Annotated in this window: 16 protein-coding genes and 4 tRNA genes; 17 read left to right on the forward strand and 3 right to left on the reverse strand. The window is 43.6% G+C overall.

Features of this window, described 5'->3' with window-relative positions:
• The first annotated feature begins 164 nt into the window (after nt 1-164).
• The 12 genes from dapF to BLV86_RS01265 all read left to right on the forward strand — a co-directional run bounded on the left by dapF (nt 165) and on the right by BLV86_RS01265 (nt 14,067).
• Nucleotides 165-1,001 carry a diaminopimelate epimerase gene (dapF, locus tag BLV86_RS01205; RefSeq protein WP_090814836.1) on the forward strand — a complete coding sequence of 279 codons (837 nt, stop codon included), beginning with the start codon at nt 165-167 and terminating at the stop codon, nt 999-1,001.
• A gap of 354 nt (nt 1,002-1,355) precedes the next feature.
• Complete coding sequence (locus tag BLV86_RS01215) at nt 1,356-2,465, forward strand: carbamoyl phosphate synthase small subunit (protein ID WP_090814838.1); 1,110 nt, start codon at nt 1,356-1,358, stop codon at nt 2,463-2,465.
• A gap of 4 nt (nt 2,466-2,469) precedes the next feature.
• Nucleotides 2,470-5,685, forward strand: a complete 3,216-nt coding sequence (gene carB, locus BLV86_RS01220; RefSeq protein ID WP_090814839.1) for a carbamoyl-phosphate synthase large subunit — start codon at nt 2,470-2,472, stop codon at nt 5,683-5,685.
• 76 nt (nt 5,686-5,761) lie between these two features.
• Entirely contained in the window at nt 5,762-6,697 is a 936-nt protein-coding gene (arcC, locus tag BLV86_RS01225) for a carbamate kinase (RefSeq protein ID WP_090814840.1), read from the forward strand.
• 149 nt (nt 6,698-6,846) lie between these two features.
• The gene (locus tag BLV86_RS01230; RefSeq protein WP_090814841.1) at nt 6,847-7,866 is read left to right on the forward strand and encodes a glycosyltransferase family 2 protein; all 1,020 of its coding nucleotides are present in this window, start codon (nt 6,847-6,849) and stop codon (nt 7,864-7,866) included.
• Between the two features lie 243 nt (nt 7,867-8,109).
• Nucleotides 8,110-8,182, forward strand: a tRNA-Val gene (locus BLV86_RS01235).
• Nucleotides 8,183-8,237: 55 nt separating this feature from the next.
• A tRNA-Met gene (locus BLV86_RS01240) sits at nt 8,238-8,311 on the forward strand.
• 158 nt (nt 8,312-8,469) lie between these two features.
• Nucleotides 8,470-8,555: transfer RNA gene (locus BLV86_RS01245), tRNA-Ser, on the forward strand.
• Between the two features lie 153 nt (nt 8,556-8,708).
• Nucleotides 8,709-12,437, forward strand: coding sequence for an EAL domain-containing protein (locus BLV86_RS01250; RefSeq protein ID WP_090814842.1), 3,729 nt, complete (start codon nt 8,709-8,711; stop codon nt 12,435-12,437).
• Between the two features lie 229 nt (nt 12,438-12,666).
• Complete coding sequence (locus BLV86_RS01255; protein ID WP_090814843.1) at nt 12,667-12,864, forward strand: hypothetical protein; 198 nt, start codon at nt 12,667-12,669, stop codon at nt 12,862-12,864.
• A gap of 231 nt (nt 12,865-13,095) precedes the next feature.
• Nucleotides 13,096-13,419: a hypothetical protein gene (locus tag BLV86_RS01260; RefSeq protein ID WP_029199951.1), complete on the forward strand. Its 324-nt coding sequence runs from the start codon at nt 13,096-13,098 to the stop codon at nt 13,417-13,419.
• Nucleotides 13,420-13,503: 84 nt separating this feature from the next.
• On the forward strand, nt 13,504-14,067 hold the full coding sequence (locus tag BLV86_RS01265; protein WP_090814844.1) for a DUF5662 family protein: 564 nt from the start codon (nt 13,504-13,506) through the stop codon (nt 14,065-14,067).
• A gap of 122 nt (nt 14,068-14,189) precedes the next feature.
• Here the strand turns inward: BLV86_RS01265 and BLV86_RS01270 are convergent.
• Both BLV86_RS01270 and BLV86_RS01275 read right to left on the reverse strand, forming a co-directional pair.
• Nucleotides 14,190-14,263: transfer RNA gene (locus BLV86_RS01270), tRNA-Arg, on the reverse strand.
• A gap of 227 nt (nt 14,264-14,490) precedes the next feature.
• Nucleotides 14,491-14,901 carry an RrF2 family transcriptional regulator gene (locus BLV86_RS01275; protein ID WP_090814845.1) on the reverse strand — a complete coding sequence of 137 codons (411 nt, stop codon included), beginning with the start codon at nt 14,899-14,901 and terminating at the stop codon, nt 14,491-14,493.
• Nucleotides 14,902-15,291: 390 nt separating this feature from the next.
• Between BLV86_RS01275 and pflB the strand changes: the two genes are divergently transcribed.
• From pflB to BLV86_RS01290, 3 genes are all read left to right on the forward strand, one after another.
• Nucleotides 15,292-17,538 (forward strand): formate C-acetyltransferase, encoded by a 2,247-nt coding sequence (gene pflB, locus BLV86_RS01280; RefSeq protein ID WP_090814846.1) that lies wholly within the window; start codon nt 15,292-15,294, stop codon nt 17,536-17,538.
• A 164-nt stretch (nt 17,539-17,702) separates the two neighbouring features.
• Nucleotides 17,703-18,440, forward strand: coding sequence for a pyruvate formate-lyase-activating protein (gene pflA / locus BLV86_RS01285; RefSeq protein WP_090814847.1), 738 nt, complete (start codon nt 17,703-17,705; stop codon nt 18,438-18,440).
• A gap of 447 nt (nt 18,441-18,887) precedes the next feature.
• Nucleotides 18,888-20,447 carry a helicase HerA-like domain-containing protein gene (locus tag BLV86_RS01290; protein ID WP_242873204.1) on the forward strand — a complete coding sequence of 520 codons (1,560 nt, stop codon included), beginning with the start codon at nt 18,888-18,890 and terminating at the stop codon, nt 20,445-20,447.
• 67 nt (nt 20,448-20,514) lie between these two features.
• Here BLV86_RS01290 and BLV86_RS01295 read toward each other — a convergent pair whose 3' ends face one another.
• Nucleotides 20,515-21,381, reverse strand: coding sequence for a CPBP family intramembrane glutamic endopeptidase (locus tag BLV86_RS01295; RefSeq protein WP_031549778.1), 867 nt, complete (start codon nt 21,379-21,381; stop codon nt 20,515-20,517).
• A gap of 118 nt (nt 21,382-21,499) precedes the next feature.
• Here BLV86_RS01295 and recJ point away from each other — a divergent pair, with 118 nt between their 5' ends.
• Complete coding sequence (gene recJ / locus BLV86_RS01300; RefSeq protein WP_090814848.1) at nt 21,500-23,251, forward strand: single-stranded-DNA-specific exonuclease RecJ; 1,752 nt, start codon at nt 21,500-21,502, stop codon at nt 23,249-23,251.
• Nucleotides 23,252-23,276: 25 nt separating this feature from the next.
• The gene (glyA, locus tag BLV86_RS01305; protein WP_090814849.1) at nt 23,277-24,530 is read left to right on the forward strand and encodes a serine hydroxymethyltransferase; all 1,254 of its coding nucleotides are present in this window, start codon (nt 23,277-23,279) and stop codon (nt 24,528-24,530) included.
• Nucleotides 24,531-24,794 lie beyond the last annotated feature (264 nt).

Here is a 24,794-nt window from a genome sequence, read left to right on the forward strand (position 1 = left end):
ATTGTTTACATAAAAATTCATTTTATGTATATTATTTATATTGTGCCCGGACACGATTTTTGATATTATATTGAAAATTTGAACAAACGGGGCTCTGAAGTAAAGCTCGTGAAGCACTTCATGTTTCAAACTTCTGACCTCGTGACACTAAAAAAGGAAAGCCTATGAAATTTACAAAGATGCAGGGTTGCGGAAACGACTATGTGTATGTAAATTGCTTTTCGGAGAAGGTCAAGGATCCATCATCACTTGCGGTGAAGATCGCCGACAGACACTACGGTGTAGGCGGCGACGGTCTCATCCTCATCGAGCCCTCCGATAAAGCAGATGCTTATATGCATATGTTCAATCTGGACGGATCCGAAGGTAATATGTGCGGCAACGGCATACGTTGCGTAGCGAAATACATATATGATCACGGCATTATTCCAAGTGACCGTGATGAAGCAGTCATCGATACCAAATCGGGACTTAAGAAAATTAAGCTTTATACAGACAACGGTAAAATGACCCACGCAACAGTTGATATGGGTATTGCGAAACTCACTTCCGAGCTTCCTGAAGATATCACTGTTCATGGGATGCATTTACGTTTTATCGGCATAGACGTCGGTAATCCTCATGCGATTTATTTCCTGTCCGATAATCCTGAGCTTAATGTTTCTAAGGTCTCTGATTTGGATTTTCTTTTATATGGACATGATTTCGAGACTCATGAAAGGTTCCCCGAGAAGGTAAATTCGGAGTTCATCAGGATCATTTCCCCTACTGAGATTGATTTCAGGGTATGGGAGAGAGGCTCGGGTGAAACATTAGCCTGCGGAACAGGAGCAACAGCATCTGTTGCCGCCGGATGTATGGCAAAGAAGCTTCAGCCTGACACAGAGGTTACGGTTCACCTTATAGGTGGCGATTTAAAAATTAAATATGAATCCGCCACTGGCCGTTGCTTCATGACAGGTCCTGCGGTGGAGGTCTTCAGCGGAGATTTCCCGGTTTGATACGGTGAAGATACTGCTACTCGAACATGTTCAGAATAGCCTGTTCCGGAATATAAGATTTACATATACATTTTTTATGTATTGTATTTTTCAGACAGACGGTATCTATAACAAGATGCAGCTTTTTGATTTCACAGATTTTGTATCTGTGAAATCAGGATATATGTCATGCTGTTCCCGTTTATTCGGTAGCGTATTTTACAGTAACAGCTACATGGAGCTTTGGTAAAAGACAAAAAACAGAGATGCTTTTATAACATCTCTATTTTTTTGAAAGGACTTCCGCATTTGACTTTGGGGACAGTCCATATCAATAAACATGGCAACAATTATTTTACGTCAAAAGGAGAAACAATGGACGCATTTCTGATTCTTGAAGATGGAACTGTATTCAAAGGTACGTCGATCGGCGCTGTGAAGGAGGTCATTTCCGAAGTGGTATTCAACACTTCCATGACAGGTTATCTTGAGGTTTTAACCGACCCTTCGTATGCGGGACAGGCAACTGTCATGACGTATCCGCTGATCGGTAATTATGGTATCTGTTACGACGATATGGAGTCGGATCGCCCATGGCTGGACGCATTTATAGTTCGTGAGCTCTCACGCATGCCGTCCAATTTCAGATCTGAAAACACAATCCAGAACTTTTTAAAGAAAAATGATATCCCGGGAATAGCCGGAATAGATACCAGAGCACTGACAAAGATCCTTCGTGACAAGGGAACCATGAACGGTATGGTTACCACTAAGCGTTACAAAGGAGAGGAGTTTTCCTCCATCCTTGAGAAGATCAAGGCTTACTCGGTTACAGGTGTTGTTGCGAAGACCACCACAAAGGGAGTTTATGTGGCTCAGGCCCAGAACCCGGACGGCAGCCGCTACACAGGCGATAAGGAGCCGAAGAGAGTAGCATTCATCGATGTTGGTGCCAAGAGAAACATTATACGTTCTCTTCAGAGACAGGGCTGTGATGTCACCGTTTATCCTGCGGATACAACAGCAGAGACCATCCTGAGCCAGAATCCCGACGGAATAATGATCTCAAACGGTCCCGGAGACCCTAAGGAAAATGTTTCCATCATAAAGGAAATCAAAAAGCTTTACGATTCGGAGGTTCCGATCTTCGCAATCTGCCTCGGACACCAGCTTATGGCTCTTGCCACAGGCGCAGATACCTTCAAGCTTAAGTACGGTCACCGCGGAGGAAACCATCCGGTAAAGGACCTTTCAAACGGTCGCGTATACATCACCTCACAGAACCACGGATATGCAGTTGACCCTAAATCACTGGATCCAAAGGTTTGCGAGGAAGCCTTTGTCAATGTTAATGACGGCACCAACGAAGGCCTTAAGTATGTGGGCAAGAACATCGTTACGGTGCAGTATCATCCGGAGGCTTGTCCCGGACCTAAGGACAGTGCATATCTGTTCGAGCGTTTTATGAAGATGATGGAGGCATGAGAGAATGAAGGATAACAGCATTAAAAAAGTATTGATGATCGGTTCGGGCCCTATAGTTATAGGCCAGGCCGCAGAGTTTGACTATGCAGGAACCCAGGCCTGCCGTTCTCTTAAGGAGGAAGGTATCGAGGTAGTACTTCTCAACTCAAATCCTGCAACCATCATGACGGATAAGGATATCGCGGATCATGTATACATTGAGCCGCTGACCATAGAGGTTCTTGAGAGACTTATCGAGAAGGAGAAGCCGGATTCTATCCTTCCCACTCTCGGCGGACAGGCAGGTCTCAACCTTGCCATGGCTCTCGACGAGTCAGGCTTCCTTAAGTCCCATAACGTAAGACTTATCGGAACCACAGCTCTCACCATCAAGAAGGCTGAGGACCGTCTCATGTTCAAGGAGACCATGGAGAAGATTCATGAGCCGGTGGCACCATCAGAGGTTGTTCATTCGGTTGAGGATGGTCTCAGGGTCGCAGAGGAGATCGGCTACCCTGTAGTTCTCCGTCCTGCTTACACCCTTGGAGGCTCCGGCGGCGGAATTGCCGAGAACCGCGAGCAGTGCACCGAGATTCTTGAGAACGGTCTCAGACTTTCAAGAGTTCACGAGGTACTGGTTGAGAAGTGTATCGCCGGCTGGAAGGAAGTCGAGTACGAGGTTATCCGTGATTCTGCGGGTAATGTTATCACCGTATGTAATATGGAGAACATTGACCCTGTAGGCGTACACACAGGTGACTCCATCGTAGTTGCTCCTTCACAGACTCTCGGTGACAAGGAATACCAGATGCTGAGAACCTCAGCCTTAAACATTATCACGGAACTGGGAATCACCGGCGGATGTAATGTTCAGTATGCACTTCACCCGGAGAGCATGGAGTACTGCGTTATCGAGGTTAACCCGAGAGTTTCCCGTTCCTCAGCCCTTGCTTCAAAGGCAACCGGATACCCCATCGCAAAGGTGGCTGCAAAGATCGCTCTCGGCTACACTCTGGATGAGATAAAGAATGCCGTAACCGGAAAGACCTACGCTTCCTTCGAACCCATGCTTGACTATGTGGTAGTTAAGATGCCGCGTCTTCCTTTCGACAAATTCATTACCGCCGAGCACACTCTGGGAACCCAGATGAAGGCTACCGGTGAGGTTATGGCCATCGCCAACAACTTCGAGGGAGGTCTCATGAAGGCCATCCGTTCCCTGGAGCAGCATGTGGATTCACTTATGTCCTATGACTTCTCAGACCTTGATGATCACGACCTCCAGAAGCTTCTTCACAGAGTTGATGACCGTCGTATCTGGGTTATCGCCGAGGCACTACGCCGCGGCTACAGCTACCGGGAGATTCACGATATCACAAAGATTGACGAGTGGTTTATAGATAAGATCAAGATACTCATTGACATGGAGAACCGTTTAAAGAGCGAGTCCATGAACGAGACTTTACTTCGTGAAGCCAAGAGGATCGAGTTCCCGGATAATGTTATCGCCCGTCTCACAGGCTACGAGGAATCAGAGATTGCCGAGATGCGTGACAAGTGGGATATAAAGGCAGCCTTCAAGATGGTTGATACCTGTGCTGCTGAGTTTGAGGCTGAGACACCTTACTACTACAGCGTTTTCGGTTCCGAAAATGAATCCACCGGTGCCTTCCGTGATCCCGAAAAGAAGAAAAAGGTTCTGGTTCTGGGATCGGGTCCCATCCGTATCGGACAGGGTATCGAGTTCGATTTCTGCTCGGTTCACTGTACATGGCAGTTTAAAAAAGAGGGCTATGAAACTATAATTATAAATAACAACCCTGAGACGGTTTCAACCGACTTCGATATAGCAGACAAGCTTTACTTCGAGCCTCTGACACCGGAGGATGTGAAGAATGTGGTTGATATAGAAAAGCCGGACGGAGCAGTGGTCCAGTTCGGTGGTCAGACCGCCATCAAGCTTGCTGATGCCCTTGAGAAAATGGGCGTACCTATCCTCGGAACCCAGCAGGATGACGTGGATGCAGCAGAGGACCGTGAGAGATTCGATGCCATCCTTCAGGAAACCGGCTGCCAGCGTGCCGCAGGTAAGACCGTATTTACTGCTGAGGAAGCAAAGGAAGCTGCTAACGAGCTTGGATATCCTGTACTTGTACGTCCATCCTACGTGCTTGGTGGCGCGGGAATGCGTATCGCCATCTGTGATGAGGATATCGATGAGTACATAGGAGAGATCAACCAGATCGCCCAGGAGCACCCGATCCTTGTAGATAAGTACATCCGCGGAACTGAGCTTGAAGTAGATGCAATTTGTGACGGCAAAGACATTCTCATCCCGGGAATCATGGAGCATATAGAGCGTACCGGTATCCATTCCGGAGACTCCATTTCCATCTACCCGCAGAGAAGCCTTACAGCAACAGCAAAGCAGAGAGTCATCGATTACACTGAGCGCCTTGCCAAGGCTCTTCACGTTATCGGTATGGTTAATGTTCAGTTCATTGCAGACGGTGACGAGGTTTACATTATCGAAGTTAACCCGCGTTCCTCAAGAACAGTGCCTTACATCAGCAAGGTTACGGGAATTCCTATTGTTCCTCTTGCCACAAAGATCATCTGCGGACATACCATAAGAGAGCTTGGCTACGAGCCGGGTCTTCAGAAGGAAGCCGCATACTACGCTATAAAGATGCCTGTATTCTCCTTCGAGAAGATAAAGGGCGCCGACATTAGCCTCGGACCTGAAATGAAGTCAACAGGCGAATGTCTCGGTATCGCAAAATCCTTTAACGAGGCTCTTTACAAAGCCTTCCAGGGTGCGGGAATCCAGCTTCCGAAGTATAAGAATATGGTTATCACCGTTAAGGATGAGGATAAGGCAGAAATCGTTCCTATCGCAAAGCGTTTTGAAGCTCTCGGATACCGTATCTTCGCAACCCTCGGAACCCAGAAGGCTCTTTCTGAGGGCGGCGTAAAGTGCTTCCAGGTACGTAAGGTGGAGCAGGAATCTCCTAACATCCTCGACCTGGTTCTGGGACATGAGCTTGATATCGTCATCGACATACCTAAGGAAGGTGCAGAGGCAGGAAAGGACGGTTTCGTCATCAGAAGAAACGCGGTTGAGACCGGTGTTAATGTTCTTACCGCCATTGATACCGCAAAGGCTCTTGCAACTTCACTTGAAAACAAGTCATCGGAGCTTACCCTTGTGGATATAGCTAAGCTTGATGAGGAAAACTGACATAAAGGATATATACTGACTTCAGCCCCTGAGACACGTTTTTCGGGCTGAAGACTCTCGAAAAGGAGACAATTATATGAGTAAAAAGCGTATGGTTATCGCTCTCGGTCACAAGGACCTGGGCTTTACACTTCCGGAGCTTAAGGCTGCAACAGAAAAGACAGCCGTTATGATCGCGGATTTTGTTGAAAACGGATATCAGGTGGCATTGGTCTTTTCCAATGCTCCTCAGGTAGGTATGATCCATACTGCCATGAAAAACCTTGCAGATGAGTACCCGGATCAGTATGTAAATACTCCTTTAAGCGTATGTTCGGCCATGAGCCAAGGCTTGATTGGTTATGACCTTCAGAACTCGGTAAGGGCAGAGCTCGTGAAGAGAGGAATCTATAAAACAGCTTCTACCATCCTCACCCAGGTACTTGTGGATCCTTATGACGAAAGCTTTTACAACCCTATAAAGAAGGTTGGAAAGATAATGAACGCCACCGAGGCAAAGAGGGAAGAGGACAACGGAAATCATGTAACCATGATATCCGAAGGAAAGTTCCAGCGTATAGTTTCAGCTCCGGTTCCCAAGTCCATCGTTGAGATCGATGCCATCAAGGCCCTTCTTGATGCGGACCAGGTAGTCATCGCCTGCGGCGGAGGCGGAATCCCGGTTCTCAGACAGGGAAATAACCTTAAAGGCGCGGCAGCGGTTATTGAGAAGGACAGAACAGCAGGACTTCTTGCAAAGGAGATAGACGCTGACATTCTCCTCATCACAACGGCTGTAGATCATGTATCACTTAATTTCGGGCAGCCGGATGAAAAAGCGTTGGATAAAATGTCCATTGATGAAGCAAAGCAGTACATAAAGGACGGTCACTTCGAGTTTAAGTCCATGCAGCCGAAGGTCGAAGCGGGAATAGACTTCGTAGAGGCAGGAAACGGCCGTCGTGCTATCATAACTTCCATGGAACTTGCTGAGAAAGCAGTTGCAGGACTTGCCGGAACAACTATTGCTTGATAATCCGTTCAGGATATGTGAATGCTGCACATACTGATCCCGATTTGACTAAAAAGCATTTTTGTAAGTATATATTAACTTGAAAATAAAGCTACGTGGGGTTAAAATTTCCACGTAGCTTTTTAAAATATTTATAATAAGGAAATATCATGAAATTAGTTAGTTTTGCTATCCCATGTTACAACTCAGCAGCTTATATGGGAAAGTGTATCGAGTCTATCCTGGTTGGAGGAGACGAAGTTGAAATCATAGTAGTTGATGACGGATCACAAAAGGACAACACCTTTGAAATTGCAAAGGAATATGAAGCAAAGTACCCCGGTATCGTAAAGGCTGTTCATCAGGAAAACGGCGGCCACGGAGAGGCTGTTAATACAGGACTTAAAAATGCAACAGGACTATATTTTAAGGTTGTGGATTCCGATGACTGGCTTGATAATGAGGCTCTTCCAAAGGTGATGACCCAGCTTCGTGAACTGGTAATGTCCGGAACACCTGTGGATATGTTTGTCTGCAATTTCATTTATGATAAAGTAGGGCAGACCCATAAAAAGGTAATGAAATATACTACCGCTCTTCCTCAGGATAAGATATTTACCTGGAATGATGTAAGACATTTCCACATAGGACAGTATATACTTATGCATTCAGTAATCTATCGTACTCAGATGCTCAGGGATTGTAACCTGGTTCTTCCCAAACATACTTTCTATGTAGATAACATTTTTGTTTATCAGCCGCTGCCTTCAGTTAAGTCAATTTATTACATGAACATAAACCTGTACCATTATTTTATAGGAAGAGATGACCAGTCGGTAAATGAAACTGTAATGATAGGACGTATAGACCAGCAGCTGAAGGTGAACAGGATAATGCTGGAATGCTGTGATATCACTAAATTACCAAGCCGTAAATTAAGAAATTATATGTTCAGCTATCTTCAGATCATAACAACCGTTTCTTCTGTTCTTGCCATAAAATCAGGCACTGAAGAGAATATGGAAAAAAAGAAGGAGCTTTGGAAATATATAAAGGAATACAACTTCCCTATATGGCTCCGTATGAGAGCGTCCTTCCTTGGACAGGGCATGAACTTCAACAGCAAAGCAGGAAACAAATTTACTATTCTCAGCTACAAGCTGGCAAGGAAGTTTTATGGCTTCAATTAAAGAAAAACAATCTTATATGGCTTCATAGATTATTTTTTATACGTCAGATTGGATTTATCAAAACGAAAGGAGTAAGCACACCGGATCATAAATATTCGGTGTGCTTTACTGTAATTACAAAAGTATTGTTTTAATTTATAAATATTATTTCGATTTTTTTCTCAAAGTTTGTTGACAACAAAAGATTGATTTAGTAATATATACGAGTCGCCGAAAGAAAGAATTTTCTAAAAGGTGATAGACGGGGTCTTAGCTCAGCTGGGAGAGCATCTGCCTTACAAGCAGGGGGTCACAGGTTCGAGCCCTGTAGGCCCCACGTCTTCGGTCTGGACTGCGCTTTATGCGCGGCCTGGGTCGAGAATCATAAATATGGCGAGATAGCTCAGTTGGCTAGAGCACACGGTTCATACCCGTGGTGTCGAGGGTTCAAATCCCCCTCTCGCTATTAAGGGCTCAGAGCGTTGGATCAGATCCAACGCTTTTTTTTTGCAAATCCAATACCGGTAGGGATCGAACTGTTAAGGTATTGTGATTTTTCTCTTGACTCGTGTATCAAAATATTATATTATATGCGAGTCGTAAGAAAGCGACACAATTAAATATGCAGAGGTATCGAAGTGGTCATAACGAGGCGGTCTTGAAAACCGTTTGTCCGCAAGGGCACGTGGGTTCGAACCCCACCCTCTGCGCTTTAGAACAGGCAGGAAAGCTTTTATGCTTTCCTGTTCTTTTTTTCTCCAATAATCTTTCTTAAATTCACCTCTTTTATCAAATAATATTATCTTTAGCTCAAAGTATGTCGATAACTGCCTTGGAAGTATATTTAATGAGGTATCATTAGTATGAAATCAATCCATAAGATAACAAATATATCTAACGTAGGAAAGTTTATCCTTAACATATTTAAAAAGCAGTCAGGCTGCGTCCTGATGTTCACGGCTGACTGGGACAGTGAAGAACTGCTTTATGCAAATGAATCCTTAATTAAATTTTTAGGCTATGAGGACGAAAATGATTTTCTGACATTGACAGGAAACTCTTTCAAGGGAATCGCTTATCCGGATGATTATGAAGCGGTAAAAAACAATCTTCGTTTGCGTTTATCTTCCCCAAACGAACTCATCGTACAGAAGAATTTCAGAATGAACACAAAAAGCGGCAAGCCGGTTTATGTAGTTTGTCACTGTGCTTATCTGAAAATGTCACGTGAAGATGAAACTCCTGCCATAATTATGTTCGTTACTCAATATCAGTATTCAACCGAGTCTCTTACAGGTCTTCCAAGGAGACGAAGCTTTTTCAAGCTTGCCAATGATTACGCCGCAGAGCGCCTGCAGAAGAACATGACGCCTGTGATCATAGCTTTTAACCTGATCGCCATGAAACGTTTCAACAAGCATTATGGGATGGAGGAAGGTGACAAGCTGCTGATTATGTTCAGCCAGCTTCTGACAAATTGTTTTGGTCTGAGGCATTGCTCCCGTTTTGGCGAAGACCGTTTTTATGTATACACCGATAAAGAGGATCTTCAGGAGAAGCTCAATCTCGTCATAAACGAATTAAAGAAGCTTAACGACGGAAAAACTCTGGAAGCAAGGATAGGCATTTCTCTTTACGGAAACGAGATAAGCGCGGAAGCCGCCTGCGATAATGCAAAAGTCGCTGCCGATACATTATCCTCGACAGTAACCTCCACCTATGTCTGGTATGATAATAATATTGAACATGCGATTTCCAAAAAGAACTATATTTTGACAAATATTGACAAGGCAATATCAGAAGGATGGATCGAACCCTTTTATCAGCCAGTAATAAGAACCTATACAGAGAACATCTGCGGATTTGAAGCATTGGCAAGATGGACAGACCCTGTACGAGGGTTCCTGTCTCCGGGAGATTTTATCCCCATTCTTGAGGATAATGGTTTTTCCTATAAGCTGGATATGTATATTGCCAGAAGAGTTATTTCCATGTTTCAGCAGAGATTGAAGGCGGGTCTTTCTACTGTACCCGTTTCTGTTAATATCTCAAGATCTGATTTTGATTACTGTGACCCTGTAGAGATCATTTCCTCTGAATGTGATAAGCGCGGAGTTGGAAGAAATCTTATCTGCATAGAAATAACAGAAACCGCAATTATGACAAACCGTGAGCAGATACGTGAAGCCATAAATAAATTCCATTCCGCCGGTTTTGAAGTTTATATGGATGATTTCGGAAGCGGTTATTCTTCATTGAACATTTTGAAGGACTTTGATTTTGACGAGATCAAGATCGATATGGGTTTCCTCAGAAATTTTAATGAAAAATCCAAAAACATAGTTGCCATGGCAGTTAAAATGGCAAAAAAACTGGGTATGCATACACTTGCAGAAGGTGTGGAGACAAAAGAACATGCCGATTTCCTGAGAGATATCGGCTGCGAACGCATACAGGGTTACTTTTACGGTAAGCCTCTGCCTTATTCCGAAACTGTAAAGTATCTTGAAGATAATGATTTACACACGGAAACCAGAGAGCTTTATTCACTATACCAAAAAGCAGGTCTGATCGATGTTGTTTCGTCCCATCCTTTAGCCTTATACTTTTATGACGGACAGGATTTTTCCGTTGTATATAAGAACACAGCATATATTGAACATGTATCCGATATTTCTTTCACCTCTTCGGGAAGCATTGACAAAGGCTCCGGCACTGTGAAGGATACAGTATATCACATATTTCAGAATCTGGCTGACAAAGTAATCAGGCTCGGAAAAAAAGATACGGCAACTTTTGTTTCCAACGGCCGGTATTTCTTATTAACCTTGGAGGCTGTGGCCGCATCCCGTGAAGGACATATTTTGTCCGCCGCCATCAGCAGCGAAATATACGAAAAGCTCGAAGAGGCCAGCCGGTCTGACAAATATCTCAGAAATCTGGCTGCCTTATATGATAATATCTATCTGCTGGATATGACAAACAACAGTATCAATGTACTAGTCTCCTGCATACCCGGAGAGTCAACAGGTGACCGTTACAGCTCTTTAGATGCACTCAAAACGCTTTTCGATAAGCTTAATGTCTACACTGATGATCACGAAAAATGGAATCAATTTTCCGATAAGGATTATCTGTTAAGCAGAATCAATAATTCAGGCAGAGGTTTCTTCTCTGAAACCTTTTTAATAAAAGATGCTGACGGTAACTATTCCTGGATAGAGGCACTTGTGGAAAAAATCAGCGATTCCCAGTGCGAAAAGCTCCTTCTCTGCATTAAACCAGCTTATATAAATCAGCTGGATCCCCCGGAGAAAAAGGATTATATCCGACGTATTCTTGATTACGGATATCTGAAGCTTGATGACAAGGATAATTTCAACTCGGACATCTGGTCTTCTCTTATAGACGAGGGAAATCTCAAGCTGTTCTGGAAGGATACGGAAAGAAGATTTATGGGTGCAAGCAAAGCCTTTTATAATTACTACGGATTCCGCTCAAAGGACGATATTTTAGGAAAAACCGACGAAGAAATCGGTTGGCATCTTGACGATACCCCCTTTGAGTCCGACGAACGTGAAATCCTTTTAAAGGGTAATGCTGTATATAACAAATCAACCATTACCATCATCAACGGCAGAGCCCACAACATAGTCGCAACCAAGATACCTATATATCATGACAACAGGATCACAGGTCTGGTGGGATATTTTGTTGATGCAGACGAAGATATCATCGCCAATGGAGCAGCCAGAGATGACAGATACCTGGATCCCATAACCGGTGTAATGAATGCCCAGGGTATGCAGGCTACCATAAATGAGTTTGAAAATAATTATAAGACAAACGAAGAAGAATACTGTTATTCATCATTATATGTGGAGGGCTACAATACAGTATTACATGATTACGGAGAAGCAGTAGCACATAAATTACTCCGAATAATCGCAGACACCATCAAATCCACCTTCGGAAAAGCCACAGTTATTTCAAGGAATGAAGGCTCTACCTTCGGAATTTGTGAGAAAAATCTGTCTATCAACGAGGTTTTGGATTATGTTTCCGATTGTGTGACCGAGATCAATGCAATCAAGGAAATAGAAGGCCGCAGCTGTCGGCTTGTTGCTCATTACGGAACTACTTCATCCTCTGAAAAAGCTGATTTCGAAAATATAATCGAACTGACTAACCAAAAATTACATACGGGACAGAAGGGAAGAGACTCCAACGCTAAAATAAAGACGGAAATAGTTCCTGATCCCTACAGTGATATACCACTCCCGGTATTCCTGACGACTCCCAAATACGTCAAAGGAAGTACCGAACCAACCGATATCATCTACCTGTTTGTTAACAAAGCCTATTGCGAACTGACAGGAAAAACGAAGGAACAGTTATTGGGAAAAGGCTATAATGAGCTGTTTCCCAATACGGACAGAAAATGCATAAACATTATTTCCAGAGCCGCAAAAGGTGAACACATCAAGACCAAGCTTTTTGACGGAGCCTCCTACCAGTGGATAAACTTTACAGCTTCACCCACAGATATACCCAATACCTGTTTTGTACATTGCGAGGTTGTAAATAAGTAAAACTATTAAGGGCAGGGATTTTCCCCGCCCTTAATTCTATGCTTGAAATTCTTCTCCGGTTTTTTATTTCAACTAATTGAATTAATAATTTTTATAGGAATATGGGATTTTATCTAGAATTTTTATATATTTGATTTTTAGTTGATTAATAAAATTTTAATGTTATAATCGTGAATGTTTTTTGGGGAAAAACAGAGATAACGTGTGTGTATAAGGAGAGAATAGCGTAATGACAAGATTATTGTATAGAGGCGCAAGCTTTGCTAACGGACTTACTAACGGAAAGACATATGAAGTTGAGGACATGAATCAGTTCTGTGTATCAGTTATTGATGACAGCGGAAAGCAGCATTTTTATTCAAAGGTTAATCCTTGTAAATTTGGTGCCATCGGCATGAAGGGCTCATGGTCAGAGGTTACCAAGTAATACTTATATTATAGTATGTAAAGAGGTTTATGTTTATCTTAGTAAAATCAGGAAGATAAACATAAGCTTCTTTTTTTACATGTGTGATATACGTCTAAATCGAAATCACACCCCATCAAAAAACGTGTCATCTTAATATTTTTCACAAATTTTCCAATATATCTGATATGATGGAAATATCTAAAAACTCTTCTCAAACATATCTTATATCTGACCAAAGGAGGTCAAGTTATGTATGATTCCAAAGCTGTTCTCGGATGGGTTTCACCTGATGGCACCTTTACCCAATACGATTGGGGCGAGCACACTACCGGTGCCGAAGAAATAATCCGGTCAAAGGGCTGGTATCATGAATTCTGCGAAAGATACTGCGCAAATGAGCGTGACTTTCTTTGTGATAAAGGGTATTGCCTCATACATGACCCCGGAAAGCAGGAAATCTCTGCAACCCATATCAGACCGTTAACGAATCGTCAAAGAGACTTCCTATATGATTATTTCATACAACTTGGAGATCATAAAAAAGCCAATCGTATGCTTACCGAAGAGTTTTAACTTATGAATTCGCAATAGGCGCCTGCAGAAATACTGTTAATTACTATCTGTGCGCCGAATTAAAAAGCGGAATGGGGCGTTTATATGAATTATTTCAGAAATGCGTTAAAACACTTCAAAACCATAAACAAACATAAACTGGAAGTAATGAAAAACTGTTTCAGAGTTGGGCTTTATAAACAGGGACTGCTTCATGACCTTTCCAAATATACCTGGACAGAATTTAAAACGGGCATCTTTTATTATCAGGGTAACAGAAGTCCGAATACTGCAGAAAGACTTGCAACCGGAGTTTGTGAAGCCTGGCTTCATCATAAGGGCCGTAACAAACACCATTTTGAATACTGGTGCGATTATGACATAGAAAAAAAGGGGTTCATGGTAGGCTGCCGCATGCCCTACAGATACGTGGCGGAAATGTTCTGTGACCGTGTGGCGGCTGCAAAGGTCTACAAAGGAAAAGACTATAACGACGGTTACCCATGGGAATACTTCCTTCCTACAAAGGACTCCCTCCTTTTAGAAAACGAAACCAGAAAAGAGATCAGTGAGCTTCTGTGGATGCTCAAAACAGAAGGAGAAGAGAAGACCTTTTCCTATCTAAAAAAAGAAATACAACGTAGAAAAAAGGCACATGATCACTTTTGATCAGGTGCCTTTATCCAATGGGTAAGGTTGTCGCCGGCGAAAACCTTACCCGTTGGAATAAATGTAGATATCCGCATAACGACTTACAAAAAACCCGAACCGCAAAAGCGATTCGGGTTTTATGCGTGCGACAGGATTCGAACCCACGACCTTCTGGTCCGTAGCCAGACGCTCTATCCAGCTGAGCTACGCACGCATCTCATTGTCTCTCAGAAGTCTTTCCTAGAGACGTGTGTAATAATACTCAATTAAAAGATGAAAGTCAAGGATAAAATGAATTTTGTTTCGATAAACGTGAAAAATTTTTTAATCTATAGGATTAATCAATCTAAAAACAGCAATAATGAAAGACCATGGGACGGTGTTAGTGGTCATGCTGCAAAAAAATGAACCACTAACACCGTCCATATGGTAATTCAGGTATCAAATCCTGTCATTAACCAGATCATACAGGGTATATTTGTTCACAACCTCATAAATCGCCTCGTCTATCTTCTTATATAAAGGGAATTTAAGACAATTTGCAGACTTGGAACAGGAGGAGGTACCGCTGACACACTCCACCGGGGCGAGACTTCCCTCGGCTGCATCAAGGATCTCACCAATCTTTATCTCATCTGTCGGACGTGTAAAAAGATATCCGCCTTTAGCCCCACGGATTGATTTCAAAAAGCCTCCCTTTACCATAAGAGAAATGATCTGCTCCAGATATTTTATGGAAATCCCCTGACGTTCTGAAATCTCCTTGATGCTGACCGGAGTTACTCCGTCGTAGTTCTGGGCAATGTCTATCAGAGTCGAAAGAGCATAACGACCCTTTGTGGAAATCATCATATAAAAAATCCTCCATAGTTACTAAAAGCATAGCTGATGCCTATACTCTGAATAATCCTAGCATATCACTAGGCATTATTCAAGGCATGGGAAATGTACGTTTTTAAGTAAATACAATAACAGTAATTCCTATTGTTTTTATAGGAAAACATCTGCGATATGAACTTTTACTATATTGACTAAACATTATCAAGATAATATACTTTCGATGCTTGAAGCAGTAATTCCCTTGTATACAAAATTCAGTATTTGTTGCTTGGACAACATTATTGTTTCAGGTAAGGGGTTAATATTGATGTGTCAGATAGAGGAGGAGTCCGGAGGCAGAACACAGCCAACGGAAAAAGGGTCTGATGATCAAAAAACAATTATTATATTGGAGGAAAAGACATGAGAGAGGAATGGAGAGGTTTTAACGCCGGACACTGGACAAGCGATGTTAACGTTCGTTCTTTTATCCAGAACAACTATACACCATATGATGGTGATGCAAGCTTCCTGCAGGGACCAACAGAGGCAACAAAGGATCTCTGGAATGAGGTTCAGGGATTACAGAAGGAAGAAAGAGTAAAGGGCGGTGTTCTCGATATGGAAACAAAGGTGGTTTCCGGTATCACAGCTTATGACGCTGCTTATATTACCGCTGATTCAAAAGACAAAGAGAAGGTAGTAGGTCTCCAGACAGACAAACCTCTTAAGAGAGCATTTATGCCATACGGCGGTATCAAGATGGCAGAGCAGGCTTGTACAACTTATGGTTACACTCCCGATCCTCTTCTTCATAAAATATTTACAGAGTACCATAAGACACACAATCAGGGCGTATTTGATGCCTATACACCTGAGATGAAAAAGGTTCGTCATGCCCATATCCTCACCGGTCTTCCCGATACATACGGCCGTGGACGTATCGTCGGCGACTACAGAAGAATCGCTCTTTACGGTATAGACTTCCTTATCGAAGAGAAAAAGAAGGACTTTGATAACTGCGGTGACGGAACCATGACAGACAATGTTGTCCGCCAGAGAGAAGAGATCGCAGATCAGATGAGAGCTCTCCGTCAGATGAAGGAGATGGCTGCATCCTATGGTTATGACATTTCCCTTCCCGCAAAGAATGCAAAGGAAGCTGTACAGTGGCTTTACTTCGGTTACCTTGCTGCCATCAAGACACAGAACGGTGCCGCAATGTCAGTAGGACGTGTGTCAACCTTCCTTGATATATACATTAACAGAGATCTTACAGAAGGAACTCTCACAGAGCAGGAAGCTCAGGAGCTCATCGATCACTTCGTAATGAAGCTTCGTATGGTTAAATTCGCCAGAATTCCTTCATACAATCAGCTTTTCTCAGGTGACCCTGTCTGGGCTACACTTGAGGTTGCAGGTATGGGACAGGACGGCCGTTCAATGGTTACAAAGAATGATTTCCGTTTCCTTCACACTCTTGAGAACATGGGACCTGCACCGGAGCCGAACCTTACAGTACTTTACACAAAGAGACTTCCTGAGACCTTCAAGAAGTATGCCGCAAAGATCTCTGTAACAACATCTTCCATCCAGTACGAGAACGATGATGTTATGAGACCTGTATGGGGCGATGATTACTCAATCTGCTGCTGTGTATCAGCTACACAGACCGGTAAGGAAATGCAGTTCTTCGGAGCCCGTGCAAACCTTGCAAAGTGTCTTCTTTACGCTATCAACGGCGGTGTTGATGAGAAGTTAAAGGAGCAGGTAGGACCTGAGTACAAGCCTATCACTTCAGAGTATCTTGACTATGATGAGGTTTGCCGTAAGTATGATCAGATGATGGACTGGCTTGCAGGCGTTTACGTTAACGTTCTCAACCTTATCCAGTACATGCACGACAAGTACTTCTATGAGGCTGCGGAGATGGCTCTCATTGATACAGATGTACGCCGTACCTTTGCAACAGGCATCGCCGGTTTCTCACATGTAGTTGATTCACTTTCAGCTATCAAGTACGCACGTGTTAAGACAGTACGTGACGAGGATGGTATCGTAATTGATTACGAAGTAGAAGGTGACTTCCCTAAGTATGGTAATGATGACGACCGTGCAGATGATATCGCAGTTAACCTTTTGAAGACCTTCCTTACAAAGATAAAGAAGCACCACACCTACAGGGATTCAGAGCCTACAACCTCTATCCTTACCATCACTTCAAACGTAGTTTATGGAAAGGCCACAGGTGCTATGCCTGACGGACGTCCTGCCGGCGCTCCGCTTTCACCGGGAGCAAACCCAAGCTACGGTGCAGAGAACTCAGGTCTTCTTGCATCCCTTAATTCTGTAGCAAAGCTGCCATACGAGTACGCACTTGATGGTATTTCCAATACCCAGACCATCAACCCTTCAGCACTTGGACACAGCGAGGATGAGCAGGCTACGACACTTGTAAGAGTTATGGATGGCTACTTCGCAAAGGGCGCTCACCATGTTAATGTCAATGTCTTCGGCGTTGAGAAGCTCAAGGATGCCATGGAGCATCCGGAGAAGCCTGAATATGCTAACTTCACTATCCGCGTATCAGGTTATGCCGTTAAGTTCATTGACCTTACAAGAGAGCAGCAACTTGACGTAATTTCAAGAACAGAGCACAAGGCACTTTAATTCACATATAACCTTGAAAACAAACCGCCGCTTTCTTTGGAAGTGGCGGCTTTTTGTTTTCACAATAAAGCCTTCATATGTACGCCTTTACAAAGTCACATGTGGAAGTTAACTCAGAATCAATCAGGCTACTCGCTTTACACATTCATTCAGGAGGTAAAATCATGTCTGAAGCAATCAAAGGCGCGATCCACAGCATTGAAACCTTCGGATCTGTTGATGGTCCGGGAGTAAGATATATAGTATTCCTAAAAGGCTGCAATATGCGTTGCCGCTATTGCCATAATCCTGATACCTGGGATTTCACAAGCGCTGATATGCGTACCGCAGACGAAATCCTTCAGAATGCAGTACGCTACCGTGAATACTGGGGAGAAGATGGCGGCATCACAGTAAGCGGCGGAGATCCGCTGGTACAGATAGACTTTGTCATCGACCTGTTCGAAAAAGCCAAAGCCATGGGTATATCCACCTGCCTTGACACCTCCGCCCAGCCCTTTACAAGAGAAGAACCCTTCTTCAGTAAATTCAACCGCCTCATAAAAGTCACCGACACAGTCCTTTTCGATATCAAAGAAATCGATGACGAAAAACACAAAAAGCTCACCGGTCATACCAACAAAAACATACTTGACTGCTGTACCTATCTTAGCGATCAGGGAGTCGACCTTTGGATCCGCCACGTCCTCGTCCCCGGCCTCACCGATTCCGACGAAGAACTCATTGCCACCAAAGCCTTTATCGACACCCTGAAAACCGTAAAGAAAGTCGAAATCCTCCCTTACCACACCCTTGCACTCTACAAATACGAAAAGCTCGGCCTGAAATACACCCTTACCGACACCCCCACTCCGACCCCAGAACTTGTAAAACACGCCGAAGAATTACTTGGCATAAGATAAATTATTAGTTCGTCAAATGGGTTGGGAGTTGGCATAAGACACGCAAATAATCCACTTTACCAACTCATATTCAAACAAACACTTACGATGAATATCTAAGGTACTTCACATTTACTTCCGGTAGCGAATACGGAAGAAAATGCAAGGGATGCGTGGCACAGTTAGAAAAGTAAAGAAAATGCAGGGGACGGGTGGCAAGGCTTGCGAGTTGAAAGAACAGACGACTATACATGTACGGCACAGATGCACGCCAGTGCAGCTGGGACGAACATGTATAGTTGGATGTTCTTTCAATCTCGTGGGCCGTCACCCGTCCCCTGCATTTTCTGTACCATTTCAATATCGTGAACTGCCACGCATCCCTTGCATTTTCTGTACCATTTCAACCCCCTCCGTGATAAAATATTGATAGTTATTTCAGTGAATTCAAAGCATGGGGAGGAACATATGCTATATAACAACACCATTTGGGCCGGCCTGGACATGGACACCAACGAAAAAGTATGCATACTGCCGCGTATGGCCAACAGACACGGACTCATCGCCGGAGCTACCGGCACTGGTAAGACGATCACATTAAAAGTACTTGCCGAATCATTCAGTAACATGGGAGTTCCGGTTTTTCTTTCAGATATAAAAGGCGATCTTTCCGGAATGATAAAGCCCGGAGTTGACAGCGAAAACATGCAGGAACGCATTAAATATTTCGGACTTGATAAAGAAGGCTTTACTTATCAGAACTTCCCTACACAATTCTGGGATATAAGCGGCAAAAAAGGTCTGCCCCTGAGAACCACCGTAAGTGAATTCGGACCCACTTTACTTTCCCGTATTCTTGGCCTCACAGACCTTCAGGCCAATATCCTCACAATCATTTTCCGCATTGCAGATGAAGAAAATCTTCTTTTGCTGGACACCAAGGACCTTCGCTCCATGGTTCAGTATGTAGCACAGAACAACAAAAAATACAGCTCACAATACGGCAACATGACCACCGCTTCACTCAATGCTATTCTCAGATCCATCGTGGCTCTGGAAACAGCAGGAGCAGATAAATTCTTCGGTGAGCCCGCTATCGATATACATGATTTTTTCAGACAGGACAGCGACGGAAGAGGAATGATCAACATACTTGAAGCAGAAAGCACCGTGCAGAATCCTGTTATTTACGCAACATTTATGCTCTATATGTTATCCGAGCTATTTGAGCAGCTTCCCGAGGTAGGCGATCGGGAAAAGCCTAAGATGGTTTATTTCTTTGACGAGGCTCATTTACTGTTTAATGGTGCCCCCAAGGCTCTTGTGGATAAGATCGAGCAGGTGGTTAAGCTCATACGTTCCAAAGGCGTAGGCATTTTCTTTATAACCCAGAATCCCAGCGATGTACCGGATTCTGTTCTGGCACAGCTTGGAAATAAGATCCAGCATGCACTTCATGCCTATACTCCTTCAGAGGAAAAGAAGGTAAAGGCTGCTGCTGATTCATTCAGAGTGAATAAAAATTTCAGTACAGTCGAAGTTCTCCAGAACCTTGGAACCGGAGAGGCGCTAATCTCCTTCCTTGATGAAGAAGGAAAACCTGATAATGTAAGACGCTGCCGTGTATTACCTCCTCAGTCATTGATGGGTCCGGCTGATGATTCATCAAGGCTCATGGTCATTAATTCTTCTGATTTTGCAGAAAAGTACAGCGAAGAAGTTGACAGAGATTCTGCTTATGAATTCTTCAAGAGGCTCACTGACGAAGCAACTGCTGAAGCTGCCAGAATTGAAACAGAGAAACAGGCTGAAAAGGATGCAGAAGCCCTTGCAAAGGCTCAGGAAAAGGCAAACAGAGGAAGAATGACCGCTGTTAAGTCAGTAGGTCGTTCAACAGCAGGAACACTGGGAAGAGAAGCCGGTGGTGCAATCGGAAAAACCTTCTTGGGTACTTTCGGTAAGAGAGTAGGCGGTAATATCGGAGCCGCTCTCGGAAGAGGTCTTCTGGATACTTTCTTCAGGAGTTAAAAATCCCGTATAGTCTTATAAAATAAACGCTTCTACCGATCGGATAATCGGCAGAAGCGTTTGTTGTTTAAATCATTACACTATAGAACGTCATTGCGAGACAAAGCAGCGTTACGATGATTACTGAAAAAGTTGTAAACCACAGCGCATACATTCGCCCTAAAGAAGACTCATTACCAAGGTCATCGAGAAACACCTTAAAGTTCTTAATAACAGATATCACAAGGATTAAGGCACCGCCATACAGAAGTATAAAATATGCTACATTAACTGCCATTGATTCACTAAAAAGCAAAACCGGTAAAAGGGCAACCGTATTGTTGGCGATATGCATCAGAATGGAATATTTCAAACCGTAATTCTCTCTTATCCAGGCAAATACAATTCCAATAAAAACAGCAGCTATAAACTGAACAATATTAAAGTGCATGAGGCCAAATAACAATGAAGTTATGGTTATGGCAAATATTTTTCCATGCTTTCTGAAATGTCCATACAAAATCCCTCGAAAGAAACACTCTTCCAAAAGGGGAGCCGCAAGAAAGGCGTAAATCATGGACCAGAAATCCTGAATATCGGAACCGGTGGCGATTTCTTTGGCATTATCCAAAGAATAACCGAAGTTTTTCAGCAAATCCTCAAGGGGATCGATAAGATAGTTGGTTAAGCATTGGATACCAAAGATGATAAACAGTAAATAAATAAAAGTGAATATATTGAACTTTTTGTATCTTACGTGAATGTTTTCGGTCCCCAGCATCAAAAGTGAAACTGTCAGTGCCACAAAACCTGCAATCATCATGGAGAAATTAGGATCCCTGTATAAATTGGAACCAACTTCCATCATGAAGGATCCACCTATCTGAAATATGATCTCATATACCAGAATGGTAATGGCAATTTTCGAAAACAACCTTTTAACCGGATAAGTCATACACTGTCGTCTCCAACTCTTTAGTCTAAATTTAGCCTCTGATTTACCACAACTTTCAATTTATTGTGGTATACTTTACAAGGTTTTCGCTAAACATTATACCATAAAAGGAAATAATATGAAAAAATGGTTTCTTTACAATAAAAAGGCTGATTTCAAAGCCATTGCAGATAAATTCGGCATCGATCAGGTTACCGCAAGAATACTGAGAAACAGAGACATTAACTCGGAAAAGCAGATCGAACAGTACCTTCACGGTTCCCTTGAGGAGGATCTTCATTCACCTCTTTTTCTTCCTGATGCGATTAAATGTATGAATCATCTCAACAGGGCAATAAAGGAAGGAAAACATATCCGGGTTGTTGGAGACTATGATGTTGACGGCGTATGTGCAACATATATTCTGGTCAAAGGTCTGAAAAGACTCGGGGCCAGGGTGGATTATGTTCTTCCGGATCGTATAAAGGACGGCTACGGAATTAATGTAAATATCATTGATAAAGCAAAAGAAGACGGAGTTGATGTTATTCTCACCTGCGACAACGGCATAGCTGCCATAGAGGAACTGAAACATGCAAGAGATCTGGGACTTACCGTCCTCGTTACAGATCACCATGATGTGAGACAAAAACAGGATGAGGACTATGGCTGCGAATCCAGAGACATTCTTCCTCCTGCAAGTGCTGTGGTGGATGCCAAAAGAGAAGACAGCCGTTATCCTTTTCCGGACATCTGCGGAGCTGTTGTAGCCTGGAAGATCATCATCATGCTATACCAGAATCACACTATTCCTGAGGAAGAGTACTATGACTTTCTGGAGTTCGCCGCCATTGCAACGGTCTGTGATGTTATGGATCTCCGGGACGAGAACAGAACCATAGTGAAATTTGGACTCCAGCAGATCAAACAGACAGGAAATAAAGGGTTGAGGGCTCTCCTTAAAGTTCAGGATCTTCTGGAGCAGGAGCACCTTAATACATATCATATCGGATTTATTATTGGTCCCTGTATCAATGCCGGCGGCCGACTCAGATCTGCAGAACTTGCTTTGGATCTCTTCTTTACCACGGATGAAGAGAAGGCTCTTATGAAAGCCGTAAAGCTAAAAGAGCTGAATGAATCCCGCAAAGCCATGACTATAGAGGCAACCAACAAAGCTATTGAAATGGTGGAAAAGAACTATTTAAATCAGTCTGTGCTGGTAATATATCTGCCGGAGCTCCACGAAAGTCTGGCCGGTATCGTGGCAGGAAGATTAAGGGAAAGATTCTCAAGACCGGCATTTGTCATAACAAAGGCTGAAGGTACCGAAGCCGGTGAAGCTCTTTCAAAGGGCTCCGGCAGAAGCATTGACGGTTATAACATGTCCGAGCATCTCCAGGAAGTAAGCGATCTTCTGGTCAAATGGGGCGGACACCCGATGGCCGCCGGATTCACTCTTTTGGAAAAAGATATCGACGAATTCAGAACCAGGCTTAACACTCTATGCAATCTGAGTCCGGACCAGCTCATTGATAAAATCTGGATCGATGTCCCTATGCCGATTGATTATATTTCAAATAACCTTATCCGCGACTTCGAAAAACTGGAGCCCTTTGGAAAAGGAAACGAAAAACCCTGTTTTGCCACAAAAAACCTTAGAATTACGGACTGTCGGGTCTTTGGAAAAAACAGAAATGTTGTAAAAATGAGACTTCAGTCAGAAACCGGTTCATTAATGGACGGGCTGATATTTACAAATGGTGATGAATTTTTAAGAGAGAAGAGAGCCTGCACAAAAATAGATGTGGTTTACTATCCACAGATTAATGAATATAATGGAACACAGAGTCTTCAGATAGTCATAGATGATTATCAATTGAAGCCTTAGTAAATCATGTCTTATGGAGGTAACTATGATCAAGGAAGTGATGAACTATATAACCCAGGCTGATCCTGAGGTTGGAAAGTTGATTGCTACGGAGTATGACCGTCAGCAGAACAACATCGAGCTTATAGCGTCTGAAAACATTCTGTCAGACACATCCATGCTGGCTATGGGCACGATCCTTACAAACAAATATGCTGAAGGATACCCCGGAAAACGTTATTACGGCGGCTGCGTACACGTAGATGACATCGAGACCATCGCCATCGAAAGAGCCAAGAAGCTTTTTAACTGCGAGTATGCCAATGTTCAGCCCCATTCAGGTGCTCAGGCAAATATGGCCGTAACCATGGCAATCTGTAAACCGGGAGACAAGATCCTCGGAATGTCACTGGATGCCGGCGGACACCTTACTCATGGTTCACCTGCAAACTTCTCAGGCAGTTTTTTCAATATCATTCCTTATGGTGTTAATGCTGACGGCTTTATAGATTACGATGAATTAGAGGCAACAGCTCTTCGCGAGAAGCCTAAGATGATCATTGCCGGAGCTTCTGCTTATCCAAGAATCATTGACTTCAAGAGATTCCGTGAGATCGCAGATAAGTGCGGCGCTGTTTTATGGGTTGATATGGCTCATATCGCAGGTCTTGTGGCAGCCGGAGTTCATCCGTCACCTATCCCTTACGCTCATGTAGTTACCACTACAACCCACAAGACTCTCCGCGGACCAAGAGGAGGTCTCATCCTTTCAAGTGAAGAGATCGCAAAGCAGTACAACTTCAACAAGGCTGTTTTCCCGGGATGCCAGGGCGGTCCTCTTGAGCATGTTATAGCTGCCAAGGCTATCTGTTTTGGAGAGGCTTTAAAGCCTGAATTCAAGGCTTACCAGGAGCAGATCGTCAAGAACTGTAAGGCTCTTTCCGAGGCTATGGTTGCCCAGGGCTTCAAGCTTGTTTCAGGCGGCACAGACAACCATTTAATGCTTGTTGACCTCACAAATATCCCTGAGCTCACGGGTAAGGTTCTTCAGAACAACTGCGACGAGGTTCACATTACTCTTAACCGTAATGCTATCCCTAACGATCCACGTTCACCTTTCGTTACTTCCGGTGTTCGTATCGGTACAGCTGCCGTAACCACCAGAGGTTTCAAGGAGGAGGACATGAAGCCTATCGCCGAGTGTATCTGGAAGGTTGCCACCGATTTCGAGAACTCCCGCGAAGAAGTCATCGCCAAGGTTGCCGAGCTCACTCGCAAGTATCCGATTTACGAAGGCTAAAAGTTATTACAACCCGGACGTGAAAACGGCGGTTCATGGCGACGGCTCACGGCGTTGAAAGTACATTCCGCAAAAGTAAGAATTCGGCTTTCAATGGTGACTAGGCTTGCGGCTTGAAAGAACATCGAATAGAAAAATCCGTGCAGAGCGAACGCGTAAGCGTACGATCTGCACGGATTTTTCGTATGAGATGTACTTTCAACGCCGTGGGCCGTCGCCATGAAAGCCGAATTCTGGACGGCTGCCAATAACCACAGGCGCCAT

Source organism: Oribacterium sp. KHPX15, from assembly GCF_900107835.1.
GTDB lineage: Bacteria > Bacillota > Clostridia > Lachnospirales > Lachnospiraceae > Oribacterium.

Coding starts and splice junctions, on each gene's coding strand:
- dapF (WP_090814836.1), top strand. CDS start 165: ATGAAATTTACAAAGATGCAGGGTTGCGGAAACGACTATGTGTATGTA.
- BLV86_RS01215 (WP_090814838.1), top strand. CDS start 1,356: ATGGACGCATTTCTGATTCTTGAAGATGGAACTGTATTCAAAGGTACG.
- carB (WP_090814839.1), top strand. CDS start 2,470: ATGAAGGATAACAGCATTAAAAAAGTATTGATGATCGGTTCGGGCCCT.
- arcC (WP_090814840.1), top strand. CDS start 5,762: ATGAGTAAAAAGCGTATGGTTATCGCTCTCGGTCACAAGGACCTGGGC.
- BLV86_RS01230 (WP_090814841.1), top strand. CDS start 6,847: ATGAAATTAGTTAGTTTTGCTATCCCATGTTACAACTCAGCAGCTTAT.
- BLV86_RS01250 (WP_090814842.1), top strand. CDS start 8,709: ATGAAATCAATCCATAAGATAACAAATATATCTAACGTAGGAAAGTTT.
- BLV86_RS01255 (WP_090814843.1), top strand. CDS start 12,667: ATGACAAGATTATTGTATAGAGGCGCAAGCTTTGCTAACGGACTTACT.
- BLV86_RS01260 (WP_029199951.1), top strand. CDS start 13,096: ATGTATGATTCCAAAGCTGTTCTCGGATGGGTTTCACCTGATGGCACC.
- BLV86_RS01265 (WP_090814844.1), top strand. CDS start 13,504: ATGAATTATTTCAGAAATGCGTTAAAACACTTCAAAACCATAAACAAA.
- BLV86_RS01275 (WP_090814845.1), bottom strand. CDS start 14,901: ATGATGATTTCCACAAAGGGTCGTTATGCTCTTTCGACTCTGATAGAC.
- pflB (WP_090814846.1), top strand. CDS start 15,292: ATGAGAGAGGAATGGAGAGGTTTTAACGCCGGACACTGGACAAGCGAT.
- pflA (WP_090814847.1), top strand. CDS start 17,703: ATGTCTGAAGCAATCAAAGGCGCGATCCACAGCATTGAAACCTTCGGA.
- BLV86_RS01290 (WP_242873204.1), top strand. CDS start 18,888: ATGCTATATAACAACACCATTTGGGCCGGCCTGGACATGGACACCAAC.
- BLV86_RS01295 (WP_031549778.1), bottom strand. CDS start 21,381: ATGACTTATCCGGTTAAAAGGTTGTTTTCGAAAATTGCCATTACCATT.
- recJ (WP_090814848.1), top strand. CDS start 21,500: ATGAAAAAATGGTTTCTTTACAATAAAAAGGCTGATTTCAAAGCCATT.
- glyA (WP_090814849.1), top strand. CDS start 23,277: ATGATCAAGGAAGTGATGAACTATATAACCCAGGCTGATCCTGAGGTT.